Here is a 21,216-nt window from a genome sequence, read left to right on the forward strand (position 1 = left end):
TGAGCCTAGAGGAGCACCACCGTGCATCGTCCTCCTGGTCGTCCGCCCCAGGTCCTGCCGCAGCCGACTGACAGCCGGCAGCAGGTCATCGACGCTGCCGTGGCCCGCGTCGTCGAGAACATCACGGCCAGCTTGAAGGCGATGATCCCCGAGCACGCGATCCGCCGGCTGATTGAGCTTGAGGTCCGGGCGGCGCATCGGCTGAATTCACCCTCTACCCCCCGACCCGTTTGCGAGCCCGAGCCCCCCGGTCACGCTCCCTGCCACCACGGCCTGCGCGCCCTCGCCGATGTGGTTGTGCTGGACTACGACGACCTGCCGCCCGCCCGATCGCATCCGCTGCAAGGTCTGCATCCCGGCCTGATATGAGCCAGTCAGGCGCACGAAGGCCCGGGACATGCGCTCGGCCTCGACGCATGCCGCCTGCCGACTGGCCCCGAGGGAGCGGCTGGCCTCGGTCATCTGCTGCTGCATGAGCGCCGCCGCTGTCATCGCCGCGACGTGGGCGGTCGCGAGCTGGTGGGCGAGCATCCGTTCGAGCCCGTCAGCAGCCTGGATGCTGTCGGCCGTGTCGAGGGCCATCTCCAGGGAGCCGGCGTTCTTGGCGAGGTCGAGACGGTCGCGGCTGGCATCGGCCGCCACGGCGTCAGGGTTCGCCAGGGTGTCGAGGATCGCCGGCAGGGTGTTCTCTGCGAAGTCCTCGGCGGGCAGCAGTTCGCCGCCGGCAGCGCGCCGCGTGTCGACTGGTAGGGGCGCACGAGCAGCCTCCTCGTACCGATCAGCGATCCCAGATGTTCCGCCTCTCTCCTCAGCCCTGATGCGGGCTACGCCGAGGAGATCGTCTCCAGACTTCCGGCGCCGGGTCATTGATGCCTCATGACTGAGCAAATCGGACCTCGTGCATAGCATAATCACGGCGTATTTCATATAGAACTACCACACATCTCACTACAGAAATCGGTTTATTTCTCTCATAACCTGCCCAGTGGGCGGCATGTGACGGAGATCCGCGACATGCCGATTGCCTACTAGGCTCCGCAATGCTGAACCAACCCAATAATACGACTATGTCTCGGCGCAGAGAGAGCGTGAGGTTGCGTGTCAGTGTTCCTCCCGAATAAACGTCAATCGTAATCCCAAATTTTTTACATCATTAACCAAAAACTAACCATCAATGTCTTACAAAATTCAACGAGAATGCGGCAATATAACACGTAATTTTCTTAGTATGAAGGCAAATGTCTAGATTATGACTAGCCTAATCACTAATAATTCTGCGATGACGGCACTTGTCACACTCAAGAGCATCAGTCGCGAACTCGATAATGTCAGCAACCGCGTCTCGACCGGTCAGCGCGTTGCCGCCGCATCCGACAACGCCGCCTACTGGTCGATCGCCACTACCGTGCGCACCGACAACGCCTCGCTCGGAGCTGTCAAGGACGCTCTCGGCCTGGGCTCGTCGGCGGTCGACACCGCCTATAACGGCCTCAGCTCGGTCATCACCGACCTCCAGAACATCCGCGCCAAGCTGCAGAGCGCGATGACGCCTGGCGTTGACCGCGCCAAAATCCAGACTGAGATCTCGGCCATTCAATCGAAGATGAAGGCGATCGCCGACTCGTCCAACTCCAGTGGCCAGAACTGGCTCTCGGTCGACTCAAGCGCCACTAACACCAACTATCAAGCGATCCAAAAGATCGTGGCTGGCTTCTCGCGCGGGACCAAGGGTGATATCGCTTTTTCGACGGTCGACGTCGATGTCAATTCAATCAAACTATACGACACTAACATAAATGGCGCTACCGCTGTCGCCACAAGTGCTCGGATCGTCGGCTCGACTGCATTGGCCAGCACAGCAGCGTTCCGGCCTGGTACGGCGAACGCGGGCAAAGCAGATTTTAGCGGGACCAACGAGGTGTCGCTCAGCCTCACTCTCGTCGATGGCGCCACATCAACAGCCAACATCGTCATCAACAAAGTGACCATGCAGTCTGCAGTCAATGACCTGACCAAGGTTACTACCGACGATTTGGTGGCTGTGATCAACAATCAGATCGCAGATAGTTTTGGCGCTGGCAAAATAGTGGCATCTCTCGATAGCGCTGGGCGCGTCACATTCCAATCAGTAGGCGTCGGCCCGGGAATATCATTAGCACTAGCGAGCACATCATCTCTGAACGGAAATACGCTTGTTGATGTTGGGTTCGGAGTTCCTATCCCAACCCCGCCTGGGCCGGCTAGGTTGAGCGCATTATCGCAATACTCTGATGTTAATCTGCTAGCCAGTGGAATATTTGTGGGTGTGCATGACAATTTCTCAGATGTATATATTTCGATAACTCCGTACGACTATTATAATCTATCTCCGCAAACATCTGTTGGACCAAGCGCCATAAATGGAAATGATATGGCAGCACTTATAACAAAAGGCCTCGCATCTACGGGCATAAGCCACTCGTCAGCATCATTTATAGGAGGAAAAATTGTTATTTCGACATTTGAGGTTGGATCATCTGCGAGTGTGTGGGTTGATGCCGACGTGTCTCAGCTTGGTTTTATAGCTGGGCAATCCGCGAACGGTACTGCCGCTACGGCTGGCACTGCAATACCACATGTGAGCAGCGGGACCGCATCTGCAATTTCACTTAGAAAAGGCATTTTAGATACCATTGATGGAGCAACAAGCATGTCAATCGCAACAATTGATATATCGCAGCTCTCCGGCATTGCCGGCGACAAAGTCATGGCAAATCTTATTTCTCAGATCGATAAAGCCATATCTAGCGTTACTGATATCGGAACAAAGCTGGGTGCTAATAAAACGCAGATCGAAGGTCAAAAGAATTTTGTTGCTACGTTGATCAAGGTGAACGACCGCGCAATCGGCGTCTTGGTGGACGCTGATATTGAGGAGGAGTCGACGAAACTGAAGGCACTACAGACGCAGCAGCAGCTCGCCATGCAAGCGCTCTCGATCGCCAACTCGTCGAGCCAGAACCTCCTCTCACTCTTCCGCTAAGCCATGCCCCTCTCATGCGCAGAAAAGCGGTCAAGCCCGCATTCGGGTGCGCGTAAGCCCAGATCTGAAATCGTTGAGTAGAGGCGCCCACAACGGTAGGGAGGCCGGACACCATGTGGTCGCGCTTTCGAGCCAGCGGTCTGGAACAGCCACTTCCTGTCATAGGGCCATCGAATTGCTGGACATCTCAGGGGACAAGCGCCGGCTCGCCGATGGGCTGCGAGCCAGCACCATCATCGACCGCGAACGTCTCGCAGCCTTCATCCTCGACGAGGCGACCGCGGTCGCCGCCAACCCGTTTCCGTCCACGACGGCCGGCGCCGCCCGCCAGCGCTGGGGCCTCCGCGAAATCGAGTTCGAGGCACTGCAGGTCGCCTCGGCCGGGCTGCCGTGCCTGATGACAGCCCTGGCGCGTCTGCCGACCGGTGTGCCGCTGCGCCAGGAGATCCTGCGAACACCGACCCACGTCCTCTACCTGCTCCACCATGGCGAGAGCGGCCGGATCGTCGGGGCCGTGCTGCACGGGAAGCCGCGCGAGGCGCTGCCACCATTTACCAGACCTCAGCCCGCTCCTCGAAGACCCGGCCGACGGCGTGCGAACTCTCAGCAACTCGACTTTTTTGAAGTCCGCCTTGCATGACATAGGCTCCGTCAACCACTGAACATATCTGGCCCGTGCAGACTTGTTCGCAGAAAATATGCGCGCTCTATCTCTGTCATAAGGGTTGACCTATCTATCACGCTTTCTGCTATCCTGCGCTTGCAGAATAACAAGTGATTTGGGCCTCACACATGGATGACATCGCACAGAACGACACCGATCTGATCGGCCTTGCTGCCGATATCGTTGGCGCCTACGTCACGAGGAATAACGTTCCGGCATCCGAGCTACCCGGACTGATTGCATCCGTGCACGCGTCTTTGAGTAGCCTCGGCCAGCCGGTGGCAGCGCCGGAGGAGGATCACAAGGTCACCGCGGCGCAGATCCGCAAGTCGGTGACGCCGGACCACATCACGAGCTTCCTGGACGGCAAGCCGTACAAGTCGCTGAAGCGTCACCTCAACTCGCAGGGTTACACACCGGACGAGTATCGCAAGAAATTTGGTCTGCCATTCGATTACCCAATGGTCGCGGCGACGTATGCGGCTCAGCGCTCGGAGCTCGCCAAGAGCCTGGGCCTAGGCCAAATCCGGCGCGATCGGGCATCTGCGCGGAAGGCGGACGCTGAAGTGCAAGGGGGTGAACCTGCTGCACCGGCGCGCCGCGGCCGGCCGAAGAAGGCTGAAACCGCAGCGGAGTGACAGCAATTGGCGTGTCAGGAAAGCGCTCGGTGACTCGCGCCGCCGCCCGGCTGATATGGCGATGTCATTGAACCAGGACGGCGCCGCCGCAGTGCGTGCCAGTTACGGCCACGTCGGCGGCGCCGAGCTTCACGCCCGCTAGGCCCAGGATCGAGAACAGCAAGTTATCGATCGGTCCTGCGGCGGTGCCGAGGGTCGTGACGATCAGGCTCTTCGGATCGATGAGACCGGAAAGGGAGAGACCGTTCACCTGCAGGTCGAGATTGGTCAGCAGCGAGGCTGTCACCGAGGTGACGAGGTTGGTGGTCGATACCGTCTGCAGACGCCCGGCCCGGATGTCGGCATCGGTGAAGGTCAGGGACCGAGTCGTTGTGCCGAGTTGCATAACTGAGACCCCGGCGACCTCGACAAGCGGCGCCTTGAGGATCGTCACCGGCGTGGGGGTTGGCCGCGGGGTTCCAAGGTCGAGCGCGTTGGCCGGGACGGCGCCGATCGACAGAGCAGCGATACCGGTCGTGACATCGAGGCCTACCAACCGCTCGCTCGTAGCGCTCCACGGGCAGACGACCGAGCGCAGTACGGCCCTGGCTGGCGCTAGCTCTATGAAGATCGGCAGGTAGAGGTCGACGAGTCCGACCGGACCGGCAACCCATAACTCGACTAGGATACGCTGCTGAGCCGTGCTCAGGCTGCCGCCGACACCCAAGAAGCCGGAGGTACGCCACGCATCACCAATGCGCATTGTGATCCGGGCGCGGGCAAGTCCCGGTATGGAGGCGCCAAGGTCTAGGCTGACCTGGTTGGCCGAGTTCGCCAGGAAGGCGGCCCCAGTGATCATGTCGAGCGCATTGACCCAGAGTGCCTCGCCCGTCTGTGAAACTGGGGATGCGCCTAACTCGCCCGCGGTCAACAACCCTGCCAAGCGGACGGAGGAACCAGCACCGCTCAGAGCTGACGTTAGCGCAGTCAGAGACGACCTGGATAACGCACTCGCACTGCTCGGCTCGGACGCCCGATTGATCAATGCCATGACGTCTGCCACTGGCAGGCTGGTCTTCAGGACGTCATCGTATGTGGCGGCCTGGAGGCCGAGTTGAGGAGCCGCTCCGCGCAGAAATCCCAGGGCGTCGACCCGCAGGGTAGCCAAGGCGCGGTAATCCATGAGCGTGAGCGAAACACGGGTGCCAAGGAGGCGCGATAGCAGCGCGTTCGCGATGCCCGCATCGAGGTTGAAGAGCCGGGATCCAAGGCCGAACGAGGCAAGGTCGGCGCGCATGGCGGTGGCCTCGCCGGAGACCGCATACCGTGCTGGACCGCCAACTATCCGGATAAAGGCTGTCCCGACCGTACTGGCTAAGCGAACACGCGTCGCGTTGGGAGTATTTCCGCTCGGATTGAAGCGGCTTATGGCAGGAATGTTCCGATCGGCTGTGTAGACACCAGGAATTATAGTAAAACTATCTGTATTGGGATAGCCGTTATCCGATAGTGAGCGGTACACAGCTTTCGGACTGTTGCCAGACCGAGCCGCCGCAAGAGCAGCTAAATCAACAACGGTCTGAACGCGACGCTTTTCGAGGTAGACCGCACCGAGATCGATCCCAAGTCCAGCGAAGCCGCATAGGACCGTCATCATGATGGCAACCAGAGGCAGGATCGCGCCAGTCTCATCAGTGTAGAGGCGCCGGAGCAAGGTCTTACCTTTCACAACCCACCCCGACGGATGCTGGCAGAGCGCGAAAGGTTTTGTGGCACGGCCGCTACCCGTGGGATCAAATTAAGCCAAGTTTTCTTGAGATCGTATCGCAGGGTGACAACGAATAGATCAGGATCGTCCATGTCCGGTCCCGCTTCGATAACAACCACGTTGGCGCTCAGCAACGAACTAGCCACAACGTTACGTTGAGCCGCTACGGTAGCTAGCGACACCCTTTCGCTAGGATCTGATCAGCCCCCACGAGGTGGCCCGAGTGGAATGTTAGTGGACCGTGGGCCTTTCCACCACGGGTAGCTTGGCCGGCGGAGCCGGTCGGGTGAGCGCAGCCGGCCAAGCGGTTAAGGCTGGGACGAACACCTCCGGGGCCGGCGGGCGGTAGCCGAGTGAGGCGTGCGGCCGAACCCCATTGTAGTGTCTCCTCCAGCTCTCGATCAGGATCTGCGCCTCCCGCAGAGAGTAGAAGATCTCCCCATTCAGCAACTCGTCCCGCAATCTCGCGTTGAAGCTCTCGATGTAGCCGTTCTCCCACGGTGAGCCAGGCGTGATGTAGGCCGTCTTTGCGCCCACGGCGGTGATCCACTTCTGCACAGATTGGGCGATGAACTCCGGTCCATTGTCAGAGCGAACGTGCGCAGGTACGCCACGCAGGATGAACAAGTCCGAGAGCACATCAATCACGTCCGGGGCCTTGAGCTTGCGCGCTACCCGGATCGCCAGGCACTCGCGGGTGAACTCGTCGATGACGTTCAGCAGGCGGACCTTGCGCCCGTCATGCGTGCGCGCCTCGACGAAGTCGTAGGACCAGACGTGGTTGCGGTGCTCGGGCCGCAGCCGGACACAGGAGCCATCCCCGTCCCACAACCGGCCCTTCTTGGGCTGGCGGGCCGGAACCTTCAGCCCTTCGCGCCGCCAGATCCGCTCGACCCGCTTGTCGTTGACCAGCCAGCCCGCCGCCCGCAGCAGGGCGGCGATCTTGCGGTAGCCGTAGCGGCCATACCGGCGCGCCAGCTCGACCAGGTCGGCCAGGAGCGCCGCCTCGTCGTCTCTCCCCCGCGGCACCTTGCGCTGCGTCGAGCGATGCTGGCCAAGCGCCCGGCAGGCGCGGCGCTCAGAGACGTGCAGGACGTCCCGGACATGCTCGATGCAGGCGCGCCGGCGCGCGGGGCTCAGAAGTTTCCCCGGGCGGCCTCCTGCAGGATCAGCTTGTCGAGGGTGAGATCCGCGATCGCCTTGCGCAGCCGCTGGTTCTCGGTCTCCAGCTCCTTCATCCGGCGCACCTGGTCGGACTTCAGCCCGCCGAACTCCTTGCGCCAGCGGTAGTACGTGACCTCCGTCACGCCGATGGCGCGGATCGCATCAGCCACGCTCTGCCCCTGCGAGACCAGCACGTCCACCTGCCGCAGCTTGGCCACGACCTCTTCCGGCTTGTGTTTCTTCGTTCCCATCGCGTCCGTCCTCCGTCGGCTCAGTGCCATACTTCAGGGCGGACCACTCCGATGGGGGCTGACCACACCGCAGCGTAGAGCCGATCGAAAGGGGAGGGGCTGCCTCTCGACGGAGTGCATGGGGTTGGTTTCGCTATATCTCACCCCCCCTCCCTGACCGGTGCTGACGTTGCCGACGATGGCCTGGCCACCAGCATGCACGTGAACGTGCTCCACCCGCACCGTTTGCTCGCCACCACGCTTGAGTTTCGCCAGCGCTTCAATCTGCGCCGTGTACGTCCGCAGCAGCTTCGTCGCGAGATTACCGTACACCTCGGTCGTTTTCGGGTCGCTACCGCTGGCCGCAACACGAAGCATTTTCATCGCTGCCTCGTGGGTCGCAGCCATCTGGATGCCAAGCTGCGCTTCGGCTTCGTTGCGAGCTTCAATGCCGGCGACCACGGCGAGAGCGGCGTTCAGGCCCTGAACTGCCGACCTCGTAGGATCCGACATTGCGTTAAGCAGCTGATTGATGCCGAGCTGCCCAAAGTCGTCGGAGGTGGTTGCGAAGGCATCGAGGACCATGCCCATCAAGCCGCGGGTATCGTTGTGCTCGGCCTCGAAGCGAGCCGGCGCACCGGCAGGCTGAGCCCTGATCGTTGGGCGCCTAGGCCGTTGGCGGTGACGTACCTTGGCATGTTCGATAGCGGCAGCTTCTGCTGCCGAAGGTGGCCGGGCAACAGGCTGCATGGGCGCGTGCGTCATTGGACAACCGGAGTCACGAGGCGGGACGTGAGCGTCGCCCAACACAGAATCGCAGTCTCACGAGGCGCAGTCAATCTTCCAGTGAGGCAGATTTCAACATCGTATCCATCGTTGTCCAATTACTATGGCAGCCAAAAAATGGAATGTTTCTTATCAGATAGTAGCGATTGGTAGGGAAACCAGCGACAACGCGGTGCATTGGCGCAAACGGTATTATAAGCCGTAGATCTGCACCACCAGGGCGTAGTGAAGGAGTCGGTCCAGGAGCGCCGTAGCCACCATCGGATCGTCGAACACCTCACCCCACTCCGCAAAGCCGCGGTTCGTATTTCGGATCATCGCGCCCCGCTCGCAGCGGGCGTTGACGAGCTGGAAGAACAGGTTGCCGCCGCCGGGCACGACCGGCAGGTAGCCGATCTCGTCCACGACCAAGAGCGCGGCCCGGCAGAGATAGCGGATACGCTCGCGCAACGTGCCGTCGCGCTCAGCCTTGGCGAGTGAGGCGATCAGATCGGCCAGCGTCGAGAACACCACGCTGCGCCCGGCCTTGACCGCCTCGAGGGCGAGCGCGGTAGCGAGATGGCTCTTGCCGGTGCCGGGCGGGCCGAGCAGATGGACCACTTCGGATCGGTCGATGAAGGTCAGCTCGGCCAGCGCCAGGATGCGCTCCCGGTCGAGCGAGGGCTGGAAGGTGAAGTCGAAGCCGGAGAGCGTCTTGACCGTGGTCAGGCGCGCCACGAGCAAGGCGGTCTTCACGCGACTGCTCTCGCGCAGCGTCAGTTCCTCGGTCAGGATCTCGTCGAGGGCAGAGAGGCCATCGATCTCGCCCTGCTCGATGCGCCGGACCGTGGCGTCGAGCACCTCCAGGGCGCGCGGCATCCGCAGGCCGACTAGGCTGCGCTTGATGCTGTCGAGGGTGGCGGCGGCACAGGCTGCGGCGGCGCGGGTCATGAGCGGCCTCCGATCCCGGTGCCGGCGAGCCGCTCGCCGATCGCCTGGTAGACGGCCAACGAGCGCCGAGCGACGTGATCGCCGCGGCGGCCGACCGTCAGGCTGTCGGGATGGCCGTGGCGCATGGCCCGCGCCGCCGCCCCCTGACGATGGTCGGGATCGACGCGGTACTGGCGCCGCCCCTCCAGAATCGGATGGCTCGCCACGAGGCGGCCGCTGTCGAGGATGCGGATCGTGTCGGGCAGCTGATGCACCTCGACCACGCGCCGGGTCCGATCAGGCACGCTGTAATAGTTGCCGCCGATCGAGACGAGGCCGTCGTGGCTGACGCGCCGCTCCAGCTTGAGCAGGGCATCGAAGGGCACGGCCGGCAGCGGCTGCAACTCGGGCTTCTCGGCGGCGAAGGTCTCCGAGACGATCCGCTGCGTGGTGCCGTGCAGGCGGACGTTGGCGACGGAGTCGAGCCAGGTTCGCAGCTGGGCGTTCAGGTCGTCGAGGTCGCGGAAGGAGCGCGCCAGGAAGAAGTCCTGGCGGATGTAGGAGAATGGCCGTTCGACCTTACCCTTCGTCTTTGCCCTGTAGGGCCGGCAGGCGCGGGGCAGGAAGCCGTAGTGCTTGGCCAGCGCTAGCAAAGATCGGTTGTAGACGATGTGGCCGCCCGCATCCTCGCCGGTGACCGCCGTCTTCATGCGATCGTAGAGGATCTCTATCGGCACGCCGCCGATCGCGGCGAACGCTTGCATGTGACAGCGCAGCAGGGTCTGCAGATCCTGGTGCAGGACGAAGCGCGCCTCAATGTGCCGGGAATGGCCGAGCACCAGCGAGAACAGCCAGACGATGCAGGCCGTATCCGGTGCGTCCGTGAAGATGACGACGAAGCGCGCGAAGTCGACCTGAGCCTGCTGGCCGGCCGGCGTCTCGAAGCGGACCTCGTAGGGCTTGGCCTCGGCCGGCCGGATCGCAGCCACAAACCGCTTCACAGCGGTGTAGGCTCATGTATAGCCGCGCTCACGCAGTTCGCGGGTCAGGCGAACCGCGCTCAGATCGGGGAAGGCCGCGACGCGCTCGCGCAGGTAGTCGAGATAGGGTGCGAGCTTGCTCGGACGTCCGGCTTGGCGAGGGCCGTAGGCCGGCGGTTCCAGGCCGCGCTCGATGTACTTGCGGACTGTCTTCGGGTCGCGCCCGGTCCGGCGGGCGATGGCGGTGACGGACAGGCCCTGTCGGTGCAGGTCCAGGATCATGAGGAGTTCTCCCAGCAGGACCATCCTCGTCACTCCCGACCGATACGCGTCGGCGGGCATGGTGGCTGAGGATGGACAAGCCCGAGGGTGCGGGGGGCGTCCCGCCTCCGCGGGCCAGGGCACCGACCCGGGATTTTTCGATGCCCGCAATCAGGGAGTATTCAACGCCCGCTGACACATAGTCGTGGGTGCGGGTCGCCGGCCGTCCTGACGCGAGCGGACGGTCGGGCCGGGTGCGTTCGAGGGCCTGGATCTGGCTCTCCTCATCCTGGGCCTGTCGAAGGATCGTCGACGGACAACACCACCACATGGCGGGGCGGCTCCATGGAGAGGCCTTCGATGTCTTCCACCTTCTCGGCGAAGGCCGGGTCGGTGGAGCGCTTAAAGGTGCGCACTCGGTGCGGCTGCAGGCGGTACTCCTACCAGATGCGCTGGACCGAGCGCAGCGAGATGCCGGTGCGGCCGCAACGGCGGGACCGGTCCAGTGAGTGACTTCGCCGGGCGGCTCGGAACAGGTGAGGGCCAGCACTCCGGCGACGGTGCTGGTTGAGTGGGGCGGCTTGCCGGGGGGACGGGTTTTGTCGCGCAGCAGGCCGTCGACCCCTTCTTCAGCGAAGCGCAACTGCCAGCGCCAGACGGCCGGCTGACCCCCGCCTGCTGGGCGAGGACCAGGACGGGGTGGCACTCGGCCGAGAGCAGGATGCTGCGGGCCCGCTGGATGTGCTTGAGGGGACGCGCCCGATCGGTGATGATGGCGGACAGGCGCATCCGGTCGGTGGCACTCGGGATTACACAGACAGTTTGAGCCATAGCTCAGACCCGCACGCCCTATGTCTCCCGTGAGTCCTCCGTATGCGTCAAGGCGCAAAATTTGTAGCTTAATCCACAAGCTGGGGTTTTCGGCAGCTCTCTTCGATATAGTTGCGGGAGATATGAACTGTAAAGGGAATTAGATCTCGCTTGATGGTTGCATATATTCATAATTGGCTTTGACGAAAGCTCTGTTTCCGAGAAAACTGGAATGAACACTCCGATGCAATGTCGTGATGGACTAAGACGACGGAATAAAACTGTAGTTGGCTGACTGTCGCTGGAGGTACTTCATGCCCGAAATCAGTCCATTCGTCCGCAACGCGAGTGATGGTGAAGGGAGACGCAATCCCTTCGAGCAGTTGACCAGCTACGAACTCGCTCATCTCTCGCACCATCTCTGCATGCTAGAGGCCTGGACGCCGCTTGAGCGTCTTCTCACCGACCTTCTTTTCTTAGGCGCTAAAACAGAAACCGGAATGGTTGATGGCTTGCTGCAGGACTACGCAATAACCCGCCTAGCCCTCGGAAATCGCTGGCATGAAGATCAACGGACCGCGGCGTTTGACCGGTTCGTCTCGCGCGAAGCGCATTTTCTCCTGACAGCGCCAGCAGCTCTCTACCAGCAGGCCGCCAACACTAGCGACGAAACCATCCGAGAAGCCGCAGCTCTGTTGCCATTAGTCGTGACGTCGCAACGACCGTGGTTGCTCAAGACGAAGGGCGCACGCCACCCCCAGCACACCGGACAGGTGATCTCGATGGCCTTCTGGGGCGGGGACCGATACCTGGCGGTCTCCAGCCTTGGACGTGAAGTGTGGATCTGGGACTTGGTCCGGGGGGAGCTTTCCCGACGCTGCGACACGCCGCCTTCCGCGGCCAAATCGCTGGAGGTCTCACCGGACGGCAGGTTTCTTGCCGCCGGCTTCGGCGCAGCAGAACCGACACCGTACGCATCCGGAGCGATCGTATGGGGCCAAACCGGACGCATGTACAGAACGTACGGCTTTGATCAATTTGTCTATCACCTCCGCTGGCGATCCAATGATCATCTGATCCTGGGAGCCGGCTTGCCCACGGGTTCGGAGGCAATCGGTACGCTTTGGTTGGCGAGCCTTTCAGCCGGGACCTACACCGAAATCGGCCAGCAACTGGCCTCGCGTCCCCTTGTGCTTACATGGGATCCCGTTCCTGGCCGGGACGACCACATCATGATGCTCAGCATGGATGGTGTCGTTTGCTATCTGACGCCAGAGCACGTCCCAATAACCAGTGAAAAGACCAACGAAATCTTTTCCGAAATCTATCTTGAAAGAGAGCACGATCCGGAACAAACCCATGCCCGGATGATCGAATTCGACGACCGAATCGACGCCCTGCGTCCGATCCTAGCCAGGATTTGCGCGCCTTGTACAGGGACGTTCGGATTTTTTCAGGCAGCGCAAACCATCGGCCGGAACGCGATCTGCGTTCTAGGCGAACCACCAGTCCCTCCCGAAATGTTTCATTTTCACAGGATGGTGCCGGACGGCATCTATCTTTTCGACTTTGATCGGGGAAGGAGCGGCCGCCTGGCGTTTAATCCAGAGGCCTTGAAGCGGGGATTCCATGTAAATTGCCTTGCCGTTCAGCCAGGCGATTCCGACCGCGTGGCCTTTGGCACCGCTCATGGTGAGGCTGAACTCATAACGATGACCGAAGGAGGCGGGTCTCCGAAGCAGATCCACACGGGAAGCTATCCCGTGACCGCGATGTGTTTTTCGCAATCCGGCAACCGGGTCGCTGTCGGCGACGCTGCCGGTCAAATCGCAGTTTACGACCAGCATAGCTCTTCATTGGTTTTCGAATGTCGCCACCGAGAGGAGCCGAGCGCGACGCGCATCGTCGGGAACAAACTGTTGCTTCTTTATCGGGATCGCCTGATGGCTATGCCTCTCGATGGGGCAGAAGATGCTGTAGAATATATCAATATGCCGGATGGACAGATCGGAGTCGACTTTGATTCGCACGGCTCACTCGGTGTCGTTCTCTCCGGGGGAGCCTTGGGCGAAGCACGGGAGGTAAATTTTTTCATCCACATCGTCGATTTGGACAGCCGAAAAATCATCCTTACTCAAAACATCCCGGGTGAGGTTCCGCTTCCGCAAGGTGCCTTAACAGGTTCCGAGCAATCAGACTACCTAAGCCGGCTTCTCCTACGAGTGAGTGAAGGTGCTGTCCACCTTCAGGTCGGTTCGCCCAGGGGGATGATTGAATACCCACTCTTCGCCCCTATCATGGCATACGGCCGCCCCTTCCTACTGCCTTACGACCGCGAAGCAGTGCCGAAGAGGGAGATCACAGTGATGCGCATCGGTATGCTGAGCGCGCCCTGTGAATCGGCGGCTGTCGCGCCTGGCGGCGCCGCACTGTTCTGCGGATACGCAGATACCGAAGATCATCCTCGTATCAGCGGCAAGCTCTGTCTATGGAATTGCGAAACCGCCGAACACTCGATTGAGCAAAGATTCAGCGGCTCCGTCCACGCGCTTTGTGCGACGCGGAATGGCGTAGTTATTGTCGGGACGGATGACAACGAAGCCAGCGCCTGGCGGTTCGATGGAAGCTGGCAAGAGATCGCAGCCATACGGCACGAAGTAGCTGTGATAGCTGTCGGATGCGCTGAACAACAAGGGCTGGCCTGTTCGGTATCGCGCGACGGCATCTTGATAGTATGGCGCTATTTAAGCGGTCAGCAGCTGTTAAGGACGTTCATCGATGTTGAGCCGAAATTCGCGGGATTTCTAGCAGACGGACGGGCCGTCTGCGTCGTCGATCGTTCCGGTGAGGCACATGTGTGGAAGATTGAGGGATATGATCAACTCGTTGGCGACCTCGCGGCGCTCGACACGATTGCCGACAGGAGCTCGGGCCTTCTTGTGCAAGAATACCTGAACGTCGCCGCGCACTTAAAACGCGTACAGGAGAATGCTGAAAAGGGCGATCGCAAATCTGCGACCGAACTTCTTAAAGCGCTGCCAAATATCGCGAGTCGTGGTCAGATCTACAATCATTGGCGTACCAGCGTTTCATAGACATGAACCTAGCCGATTGGTTGCGGAACGTTATTGGGGTCAGGTGCGTTGGGCGATCGAGGAGTGACCTGATCCGCTGGCTTTGGACCGGGCTGACTGATAGGATCGGCCTGGACCGGAGGAGTGGGTCATGCGTCGAGATCAGAAAACGAGTGCAGAATAGGTCGTGCTGAAGCTGCGCTAGATCGAGGCACAAACGGCACACAGCAAGAGCTTGGCGCTCGCGTGCAAGGAGGCGCAGATCTACGAGCAGAGTTATCGGGACGAGTGCCGGAGGCGGGAGATCTTCTACTCGTTGAGGGAGGCGGTGGCCATGATCGGGCTTTGGCAGAACACCGACAACCGCGTTCGGCCGCATTCGTTGCTAGTGCACTGACACCGACGAACGTGCCACGTGCCCCCCAGCTAACCGCCTGCATTTAAAAAGGAATTCGACGCACGTATTGTACCTTTTGAAGGCGTCAGTGCACTAGGTTACCGGCCGCCCGCGCCCGTTGCCATCCCGGATCTGTCCCCCTGGCTACCCATGGCCGCCACCATGCAGTAGTCTCTAGATCGGCTCGGTCCAAAATACCGGTCAGGTCAGGCGACTACCGGATGTAGCTGAGAGCTTGTTGATCAGGCCATAATCCATTGCCTACTAAGTGTTCCACGAGACGCCGTGGCATCCTATCACCAACCGTGCTTGTTGTTCAGGCAATCAACACATAACGACATGGAAGGCCGATAGTTCTGCCTCGTTGCTCCTTTATTTTAGCAGCGGTGGCGGTGGTAATTACCCACGGGGTGTTTTTGGCACGGGCGTTCGTCGTCCCGCCCTGATCGGAATGGCGGGGGGGTGGTGATCAGGCGGTGATGGTGGTGAGCAGGGTGGCGAAGGGCGTGGCCTTGGTCCTGAGTGCGGCGGTGGCGACGACAGTGCGCACGTCCGCCTCGCCCTTGGCCGCCCACATCGCCCGGTAGCCGTTCGTCATTTTGCGTTGGACTACCGCCGGCCGCAGGTCGCGCTCGCAGGCGTTGTTCGTCACGTCCACCTGCCCCGGGAAGGCCAAGAAGGTCAGGAGTTGATCGCGCGCCCGACGCATCCGAGTCTGGAGCGCCTGGGCCAGATCGCAAGCCGCCGGGGCCTTCAGGATGGCATCGAGATCCTGCTCCAACTCGCGCCGCTTGCGCGCCAGGGTCGAGGCGGCCAACTCGGTCAGCCCGCGGGCCAGCCCGAAGGCCTTGTCGAGCCACCACTTGAGCCGCAGCGCGAGCAGGTCGTCGCCCGCCTCGACCACGTAGGCCACGTCGCGGGCGAGGTGCGCCAGGCAAGTCTGCTGGCGCGCGCCGTGCCCCTGCTGGGCCGATTACCGGTCGGAGAGCCATACCGCCGGCCGGTGCCCGGCCATCACCTCGCCGACCACGGCCGCCGCCCGGCTCGGGGCGGCGTGATGCACCACCGCGTCTGCGCAGCGGAACACCCAGTGGTAGCTGTTGGCGCCCTCGATGCGCACCCCAGTCTCGTCCGAGGCCACCACAGGGGCTTGCCGCAGCCGCGTCAGCGCCGCGTCCCGACCCTCGGCAAAGCAGCCTTGGGCACGCCGCAGCAGGTTCATCAGCCCGCCCTGGCTCAGCCTGAGCCCGAACAGGTCCGCCAGGACGGCCTCCAACCGTTCGTAGGACAGCGCCTGGAAGGTCTTCAGATACGTCGCCACCGCGTGCAGATGCGGCCCGAAGGGTGTCGCGTCGGCCCCTGCCGGCCGCGGGGCGACGACCCGGGTCCGGCAGGCCGGGCAGGTCACGCACAGACGCCGGTGCTGCTCGACCACCGGACGCACGAGCGGCAGGTCGATCCGCTCATGCACGCTGATCACCTCGGCCGGCAGGTCGGTGGGCAGTGGCGCGCCGCAGGCCGAACATGAGGCCGGCCGATGCTGCACGACCTGATCCGGATCGGCGGTCAGCGCCCGCTTGTGGCCCTCATGCCCGGGCTTGGCGCCGCCCGGCCGGGCCTTCTCACGCCGCTCCTTGCGGTCGCTCGCCGGCGGCTTGGACGAGGTACGCGACGTCTTCTCCGGCCGGTGCAGCTTCAACACCAGCTCGATCAGTTCCTCCTTGTTCAGGCGCTCGAGGTCACTGCGGCTCATCCCGATAACGAATCAGCCAAACCGCGTTCCGGCAAGGGGGGCACCCGACGCGACCGAGCCGCGCCGTTCCGACACCCCCTAGGTAATTACGCGCGGCGCGCGCTGCCGCGTCGCCGCGCCGGCTGGTGATTGGAAAACCACCACCTTCATCGCCGGGCTGAGGACAAGCGGGCCTGAGGCGATCGCGCTGCTGGACGGGCCTGTGACGGGTGAGCGCTTCCGCGCTTACGTGGCAAAGACGCTGGTCCCGACCTTGTGGCCGGGCGACACGCTGATCCTGGACAACCTCGGCGCTCACAAGGTGGCGGGCGTGCGCGAGGCCATTGAGGCGGTTGGGGGCGACTGCTCTACCTTCCCGCGTATTCGCCTGAGTTCAACCCCATTGAGCGCGCCTTCGCTAAACTGAAAGCTTTGCTGCGCAGCGCGGCGGCTCGCACGGTCGCCGATCTGTGGGCGGCCATCCGGCACGCCTTCACGCACTTCTCGCCTGAGGAGTGCGGCAACTACTTCACGTCCGCCGGCTACGACGATGACGCTTGTGCCTCAAACTGATCGGGCCCTGCTCTAGTCCCTTGATTCTTCGTTTTGCGTTAGAAATCCTGGTATTTTGGCCAGCGCTGTCTCGGCAATTCGCCGGTGCATGGGCTTGAGTCCCATACCCTCCTCGGCGAGGAAGTCCTGGAAGCTTGCGTGGTAAACGCGGTACACCGGTTCGCCGGAAGGTGATGGCTCCTCGTTCAAGAACTGCCGCCACTCACGGACGACGTCGCGTATCCTCGGCGGTTCCACTTTCGTCCACTCCTGCACGGCGGAGACGGTCACGGGCTCGCGCACGGTCGCGAGGATCCGCAGCACTGGCTCGTAGATGCGCTCGAAGCGCTCCTGATCGCGGTTCCGCATCGTGCGCCAATGGCGCTCGTAGTACTCCCGCAGGCCTTTCGGGAGGTCTCGGATGTTGTCAACTGTCTCGGGCGAGAGCCTGCCGGTTCGGATATCCTCAAGGACGAAGACCAAGTACATGAAATTGCCCTGGCTCTTCGCCGTGAGCAGCTCGACGAAGTCGGCCTCCGAAATGTTCCAAGTCGCTATACAGCCCGTCATGTCGTCCCGGTGGACATTCAGGAAATTCCGGATGTACTGCCGCACGTCGTCGAGGTTTTGTGGGTCGTCGTCCCGGAGGTAGAGGTCCTCGCGAGGGCGGACGTCGAGCCGGTAGTCCAACTGCTCGCGCGAGGTCACCACGAAGAATACCCCCTTTGGGAGCGATTGAGGTAGGTAGAGGCGATTGGCGGTGGGCGTAAGCCCAGCGTCCTCAGCCTCGTCCAGCGCGTCCACCAGCACGACGATGGGCTTGCCGTCCACCTTCTGGGCGGCCTCGGCGAGGAGTTGGCTGAGGAACGCGCTGTCCTGGGCGGCCTCTGGAGGTAAGGCATTATGATTGAGTTGGTAGCGGATGATCAGCTGCGCGCAGACGCTCTCCAGGAAGGTGCGGGTCGACCGGATGTTCTCAGGCGCGATGTTGAAGTGGTGCACGTACCCCCGCGTCTTGACCATCTGGCTCATCAGGGCGGTCTTGCCGATCCCAGGCTCGCCGCGGATCAGGATGTAGCCGGCCTCGAACTCGGTGTCGGCGATCAGCCCGTCGATCGCGCGGAAGATGAAGTCCCGGCCGACGAAGTTACGTGTGCGATTCTCGACCAAACGCTCGAAGTCGAGGACCTTCAGGTTGGACGACAGAGGTGCGGGGGCTTTCTCGAGCAGCCGGAAGATGTTGGTCACCCAGGCGCCGGGAAGTGGCTCTAACGGGTGGGGCTCGACGCGCCAGCCGTAGTGGGCGACGGCGAGATCCAGCGCGAACCGGAACGGGCGGTCCGGCCTGTCGAGCTGCTCGCGGCCCGCTGCTGTGGCTTGCTCGAAGGAAAGCACTCCGTTGGTGCGGTGCCGCGCCTCCGGCTTCTCGGCGGAGCTTCCACCGAGCTGGGTGGTCTGGGCGAAGCCAGTGCATTCAACGGCGAGGAAGTCTCCGCCATCGATCCAGCCTCGCAGCGGTGCTGCCTCGACGAGAGGGCCGTCGGCGAACAGTTCAGCGCCCGGCCTGTACCCGTTCCAGTCGCGAAGTCCATGGGTGAGCGACACGGCAGCAAGAGCGTGGCCATCGATTACGATCAAGATCGGGAGCAGTTCGTAGGCTAAGCACAGGCCGCAGAATAGCAAGGACAGATCGAGACAGGTCCCCTCGCGCGGCGAATCGAGGATCTCGGGGGGCGTGCGGATGGTCTGCATCGCCTGTGAAGGGTGGTACGCCTCGAGCGCGTAGCGGATGCCGCGCTCCTTCAGCGCGTCGTAGATGGCCTTAACGATTTGCAGCTGCCATCCGACCTCTTTGCTCAGGTCGAACCGGCTCACAGGAAGCGGAAGCCAGCGGCTCGCCAGCGGCGTGGCGAAGCGGGCCAGCCCACGATCGTCCTTCCGTGACCATTGCGGCCACGCCAGCAAGTGCGCCGTCATCTCCGGCATCGGCTATCTCCCCGCGATCTCAAAAAGGTCATGCACCGGCTGCGGAGCGAATGGGCCACCCTTCGTAGTGCGGGCTCGCAAGCGATAGAGCCCGGGCGGCAGCCCCTCGACGGTGAGGGTCCAGCTGTCAGCCGCCTCCGCGAAGTCGAGGGTCTGCTTCGCAGCTATAGCCGGAGCATCTACGGGCTCAATTATAGCCTGGAGTGGCCCGAGCGGCTGCATAGTGTTGACCAATCGCGCTCGGAACGTCACGGGCTCGTCGGCCAGGTATAAGTCGTCCAGCTCGAGCGCGAGGCCCGGCCGCTCCGCTGCGACCGAGCTCTCCACCGGGGCGCGGATCTCGCGCAGGCCCCGGACCTGTGTCTGTTCGAGCCTACCTCGCAGATCGTCCAGCACGGACCGATTGCACTGAAGGGAACCGTGCCGCTCAGGTACGAAGCTGTCGCGGTAGGCGTCAGACAGCTCAATCGGGATCGCCGAGGCGCGCGGGACCGTACCGTCACCGTCAGCGAGAGTCGGATCCATCCATGACGGCACCTCGAGACTGGCGGCCACACGCCTGTCTTTGAGCACGGCGGACTGACTGGTGGGCTGCCTCGTGCCAACGACTGGCAGAATAACGTAGCCTTTATCCCTGTAGTCCGCGTCCCGGCGGTGTTCCTCGACCTTGTCCTCGATCTCCCGGTGGAACGCCAACGCGTCCGCCGCTAGTGCTGCATCGACTCCGGGCACATGCCCGGCTTCTGCAACGCGCATGTACTCGTCACCGATTCGCAGCGCGCGGTAAATCGGCAGCAGCTGATGGACCGAAGGGAAGGAACGCATCACCTCGGTTAGATCGACGAAGAGGCGCTTGTACCCGTTGGCTAAGAAGTCAAGGGCGCTCACGGACCCGCGGTAGGGAGTCCCGAAGGTAACCAACGCCCGGCACTTTCTCCAGCCCTCAAGCACCTCGAGGTAGTACCGCGCAACGAGGCCCCCCATGCTGTGGGCGACGAAGATGACACGGGCGTTCGGATTGTCGCTGAACTCGCGCCACCGCCGCAGCCGATCATCCACAAGAACCTCGAGCTGTCGCGCGCTGACCCGATTGTCCAGCCGCCAGTCATAGGGAAACTCGATATAGTTAGCCGGACGCTCGTCGTGCACCGAGCCCTTGATGACGTCGAAAGCATCGGCGATCATCCGGGCCGCGACAGAATATCCGTCGATCTTCACGAGCCCGGGGACGAGGTGCGCGTCTTGCATCACGCGCGTAGCGACGATCCCACCCGGGTCGTCGCCCTCAAGCCGGAGCTCCTGAAGACTCTCCCCAAGGCTGGTGAGTGCCCGCCATGCCGCCTGCCCCGACACGGCCCATATGTCCTTGCCATTTGTCTCCAGGACGCTGCCGGTTATCCCGGGTAGCAGGACGACCATGTCGCGAAGCGGCTTCCGGATCATAACCGAGTCTCCTCAGCGTTCCCGAAACAAAGAACAGCGAATTTACGGCAACTCTGATGCAAGTCAATATTACTGTTTCACATTGACGGCAGCAGGTGTTGCGAACGACCAGTCGCAGCTATCGGTACAGCAAGGCTCAGATGCTGGCAAACTCGTCCCCGTGCTTCTCCGATTATGAGCTCAAGCTTTGCGCAAGCATTTGGTATCTTTATCGCGCGTGCGATATCTCCACCGGCAGTTGTCGCACGAAACGAAGCAGGAGCACAACGCCTGGTACGAGGTCAAGGAGGATCCCGAGCATGTTCGCCCGAAAGCGCTGATTAACCCTCCACCGACGCCCACTGGCTGATCACCGGACATGTCCCCTCCCGTCAGCTTGGGAGTCGAACGATCCACAATTACGGAAGATTTGAGGCGCATTGACAGGCGCGCGCAAGGGGATCCGGTCCAGCGTCCAGGCGCGATAGCGCCGTTGTGAACTAATGCTTTGACGCCTTCAAATGGTACGCCGCGCGGATCGGTTTCCAGTTGAGGTTCAGCAGTTTAGCAACCAGGCACCTGATGCGAATGTCGGCGTCTCTGCACCAGGCATGTGCTCAGGCAGGGTGGTTTGCTGATGCGGACGGGTCGAGTGCAGATGCCAGGCGACGTGCTTGCCGCGATGAAACAGCTCGACGGTGCTCGTGGTAATTCGGGCCCCGACCTCCTGCCGCAGCAGCGCAAAAGGCACGCTGTAGAAGTGGCGAGCGATCCCGACTTCGTAGCCGAGCCCGACCCGGCAGCGCTTACACCCCCAGTAGGCATCTCGACTTACGGCCGTT

Annotated in this window: 10 protein-coding genes and 5 pseudogenes; 5 read left to right on the forward strand and 10 right to left on the reverse strand. The window is 62.1% G+C overall.

Annotation, left to right across the window (positions count from 1 at the left end; translation table 11 throughout):
• Window positions 1-207: 207 nt before the first annotated feature.
• The gene (locus DK412_RS11250; RefSeq protein WP_204165549.1) at window positions 208-867 is read right to left on the reverse strand and encodes a hypothetical protein; all 660 of its coding nucleotides are present in this window, start codon (window positions 865-867) and stop codon (window positions 208-210) included.
• A 382-nt stretch (window positions 868-1,249) separates the two neighbouring features.
• On the opposite strand from DK412_RS11250, the gene DK412_RS11255 reads away from it, so the two are divergent.
• The 3 genes from DK412_RS11255 to DK412_RS11265 all read left to right on the forward strand — a co-directional run bounded on the left by DK412_RS11255 (window position 1,250) and on the right by DK412_RS11265 (window position 4,324).
• Window positions 1,250-3,022, forward strand: coding sequence for a flagellin (locus tag DK412_RS11255; protein ID WP_109972024.1), 1,773 nt, complete (start codon window positions 1,250-1,252; stop codon window positions 3,020-3,022).
• Window positions 3,023-3,197: 175 nt separating this feature from the next.
• A complete protein-coding gene (locus tag DK412_RS11260) occupies window positions 3,198-3,662 on the forward strand; it encodes a hypothetical protein (protein ID WP_245447584.1) in 465 nt (154 codons plus the stop codon).
• Window positions 3,663-3,814: 152 nt separating this feature from the next.
• On the forward strand, window positions 3,815-4,324 hold the full coding sequence (locus DK412_RS11265) for a MucR family transcriptional regulator (RefSeq protein WP_109972025.1): 510 nt from the start codon (window positions 3,815-3,817) through the stop codon (window positions 4,322-4,324).
• A 64-nt stretch (window positions 4,325-4,388) separates the two neighbouring features.
• Here the strand turns inward: DK412_RS11265 and DK412_RS11270 are convergent, their stop codons facing one another.
• From DK412_RS11270 to DK412_RS11295, 6 genes and pseudogenes are all read right to left on the reverse strand, one after another.
• Complete coding sequence (locus tag DK412_RS11270; protein WP_162596182.1) at window positions 4,389-6,032, reverse strand: pilus assembly protein TadG-related protein; 1,644 nt, start codon at window positions 6,030-6,032, stop codon at window positions 4,389-4,391.
• Window positions 6,033-6,302: 270 nt separating this feature from the next.
• A protein-coding gene (locus DK412_RS11275) for an IS3 family transposase (protein ID WP_109970320.1) occupies window positions 6,303-7,486 on the reverse strand; the annotation gives its coding sequence in 2 pieces (ribosomal slippage) (window positions 6,303-7,222 and window positions 7,222-7,486; 1,185 coding nt in all).
• Window positions 7,487-7,519: 33 nt separating this feature from the next.
• Window positions 7,520-8,056 carry a hypothetical protein gene (locus tag DK412_RS11280; RefSeq protein ID WP_109972027.1) on the reverse strand — a complete coding sequence of 179 codons (537 nt, stop codon included), beginning with the start codon at window positions 8,054-8,056 and terminating at the stop codon, window positions 7,520-7,522.
• A gap of 390 nt (window positions 8,057-8,446) precedes the next feature.
• A pseudogene (istB, locus tag DK412_RS11285) lies at window positions 8,447-9,181 on the reverse strand (IS21-like element helper ATPase IstB); the annotation flags it as partial.
• Window positions 9,178-10,446, reverse strand: a pseudogene (gene istA, locus DK412_RS11290) (IS21 family transposase). The pseudogenes istA and istB, both read right to left, overlap by 4 nt.
• 157 nt (window positions 10,447-10,603) lie before the next feature.
• Window positions 10,604-11,232: pseudogene (locus DK412_RS11295) on the reverse strand (helix-turn-helix domain-containing protein); the annotation flags it as partial.
• Window positions 11,233-11,525: 293 nt separating this feature from the next.
• Here DK412_RS11295 and DK412_RS30170 point away from each other — a divergent pair.
• Entirely contained in the window at window positions 11,526-14,306 is a 2,781-nt protein-coding gene (locus DK412_RS30170; protein ID WP_162596183.1) for a hypothetical protein, read from the forward strand.
• Between the two features lie 845 nt (window positions 14,307-15,151).
• Here the strand turns inward: DK412_RS30170 and DK412_RS11305 are convergent.
• Window positions 15,152-16,435: pseudogene (locus DK412_RS11305) on the reverse strand (IS66 family transposase).
• 91 nt (window positions 16,436-16,526) lie between these two features.
• Here DK412_RS11305 and DK412_RS11310 point away from each other — a divergent pair.
• A pseudogene (locus tag DK412_RS11310) lies at window positions 16,527-16,987 on the forward strand (IS630 family transposase); the annotation flags it as partial.
• A gap of 12 nt (window positions 16,988-16,999) precedes the next feature.
• Here DK412_RS11310 and DK412_RS11315 read toward each other — a convergent pair.
• Together DK412_RS11315 and DK412_RS11320 are read right to left on the reverse strand one after the other, a co-directional pair.
• Window positions 17,000-18,952 carry an ATP-binding protein gene (locus DK412_RS11315; protein ID WP_109972029.1) on the reverse strand — a complete coding sequence of 651 codons (1,953 nt, stop codon included), beginning with the start codon at window positions 18,950-18,952 and terminating at the stop codon, window positions 17,000-17,002.
• 3 nt (window positions 18,953-18,955) lie between these two features.
• Complete coding sequence (locus DK412_RS11320) at window positions 18,956-20,395, reverse strand: lecithin--cholesterol acyltransferase (protein ID WP_109972030.1); 1,440 nt, start codon at window positions 20,393-20,395, stop codon at window positions 18,956-18,958.
• Between the last annotated feature and the right edge of the window lie 821 nt (window positions 20,396-21,216).

It is taken from the genome of Methylobacterium sp. 17Sr1-1, from assembly GCF_003173775.1.
GTDB lineage: Bacteria > Pseudomonadota > Alphaproteobacteria > Rhizobiales > Beijerinckiaceae > Methylobacterium.

What these genes read in the sequence shown, in the direction of transcription:
- DK412_RS11250 (WP_204165549.1), bottom strand. Translation starts at nt 867, where the DNA reads ATGACCCGGCGCCGGAAGTCTGGAGACGATCTCCTCGGCGTAGCCCGC.
- DK412_RS11255 (WP_109972024.1), top strand. Translation starts at nt 1,250, where the DNA reads ATGACTAGCCTAATCACTAATAATTCTGCGATGACGGCACTTGTCACA.
- DK412_RS11265 (WP_109972025.1), top strand. Translation starts at nt 3,815, where the DNA reads ATGGATGACATCGCACAGAACGACACCGATCTGATCGGCCTTGCTGCC.
- DK412_RS11280 (WP_109972027.1), bottom strand. Translation starts at nt 8,056, where the DNA reads ATGGGCATGGTCCTCGATGCCTTCGCAACCACCTCCGACGACTTTGGG.
- DK412_RS30170 (WP_162596183.1), top strand. Translation starts at nt 11,526, where the DNA reads ATGCCCGAAATCAGTCCATTCGTCCGCAACGCGAGTGATGGTGAAGGG.
- DK412_RS11315 (WP_109972029.1), bottom strand. Translation starts at nt 18,952, where the DNA reads ATGCCGGAGATGACGGCGCACTTGCTGGCGTGGCCGCAATGGTCACGG.
- DK412_RS11320 (WP_109972030.1), bottom strand. Translation starts at nt 20,395, where the DNA reads ATGATCCGGAAGCCGCTTCGCGACATGGTCGTCCTGCTACCCGGGATA.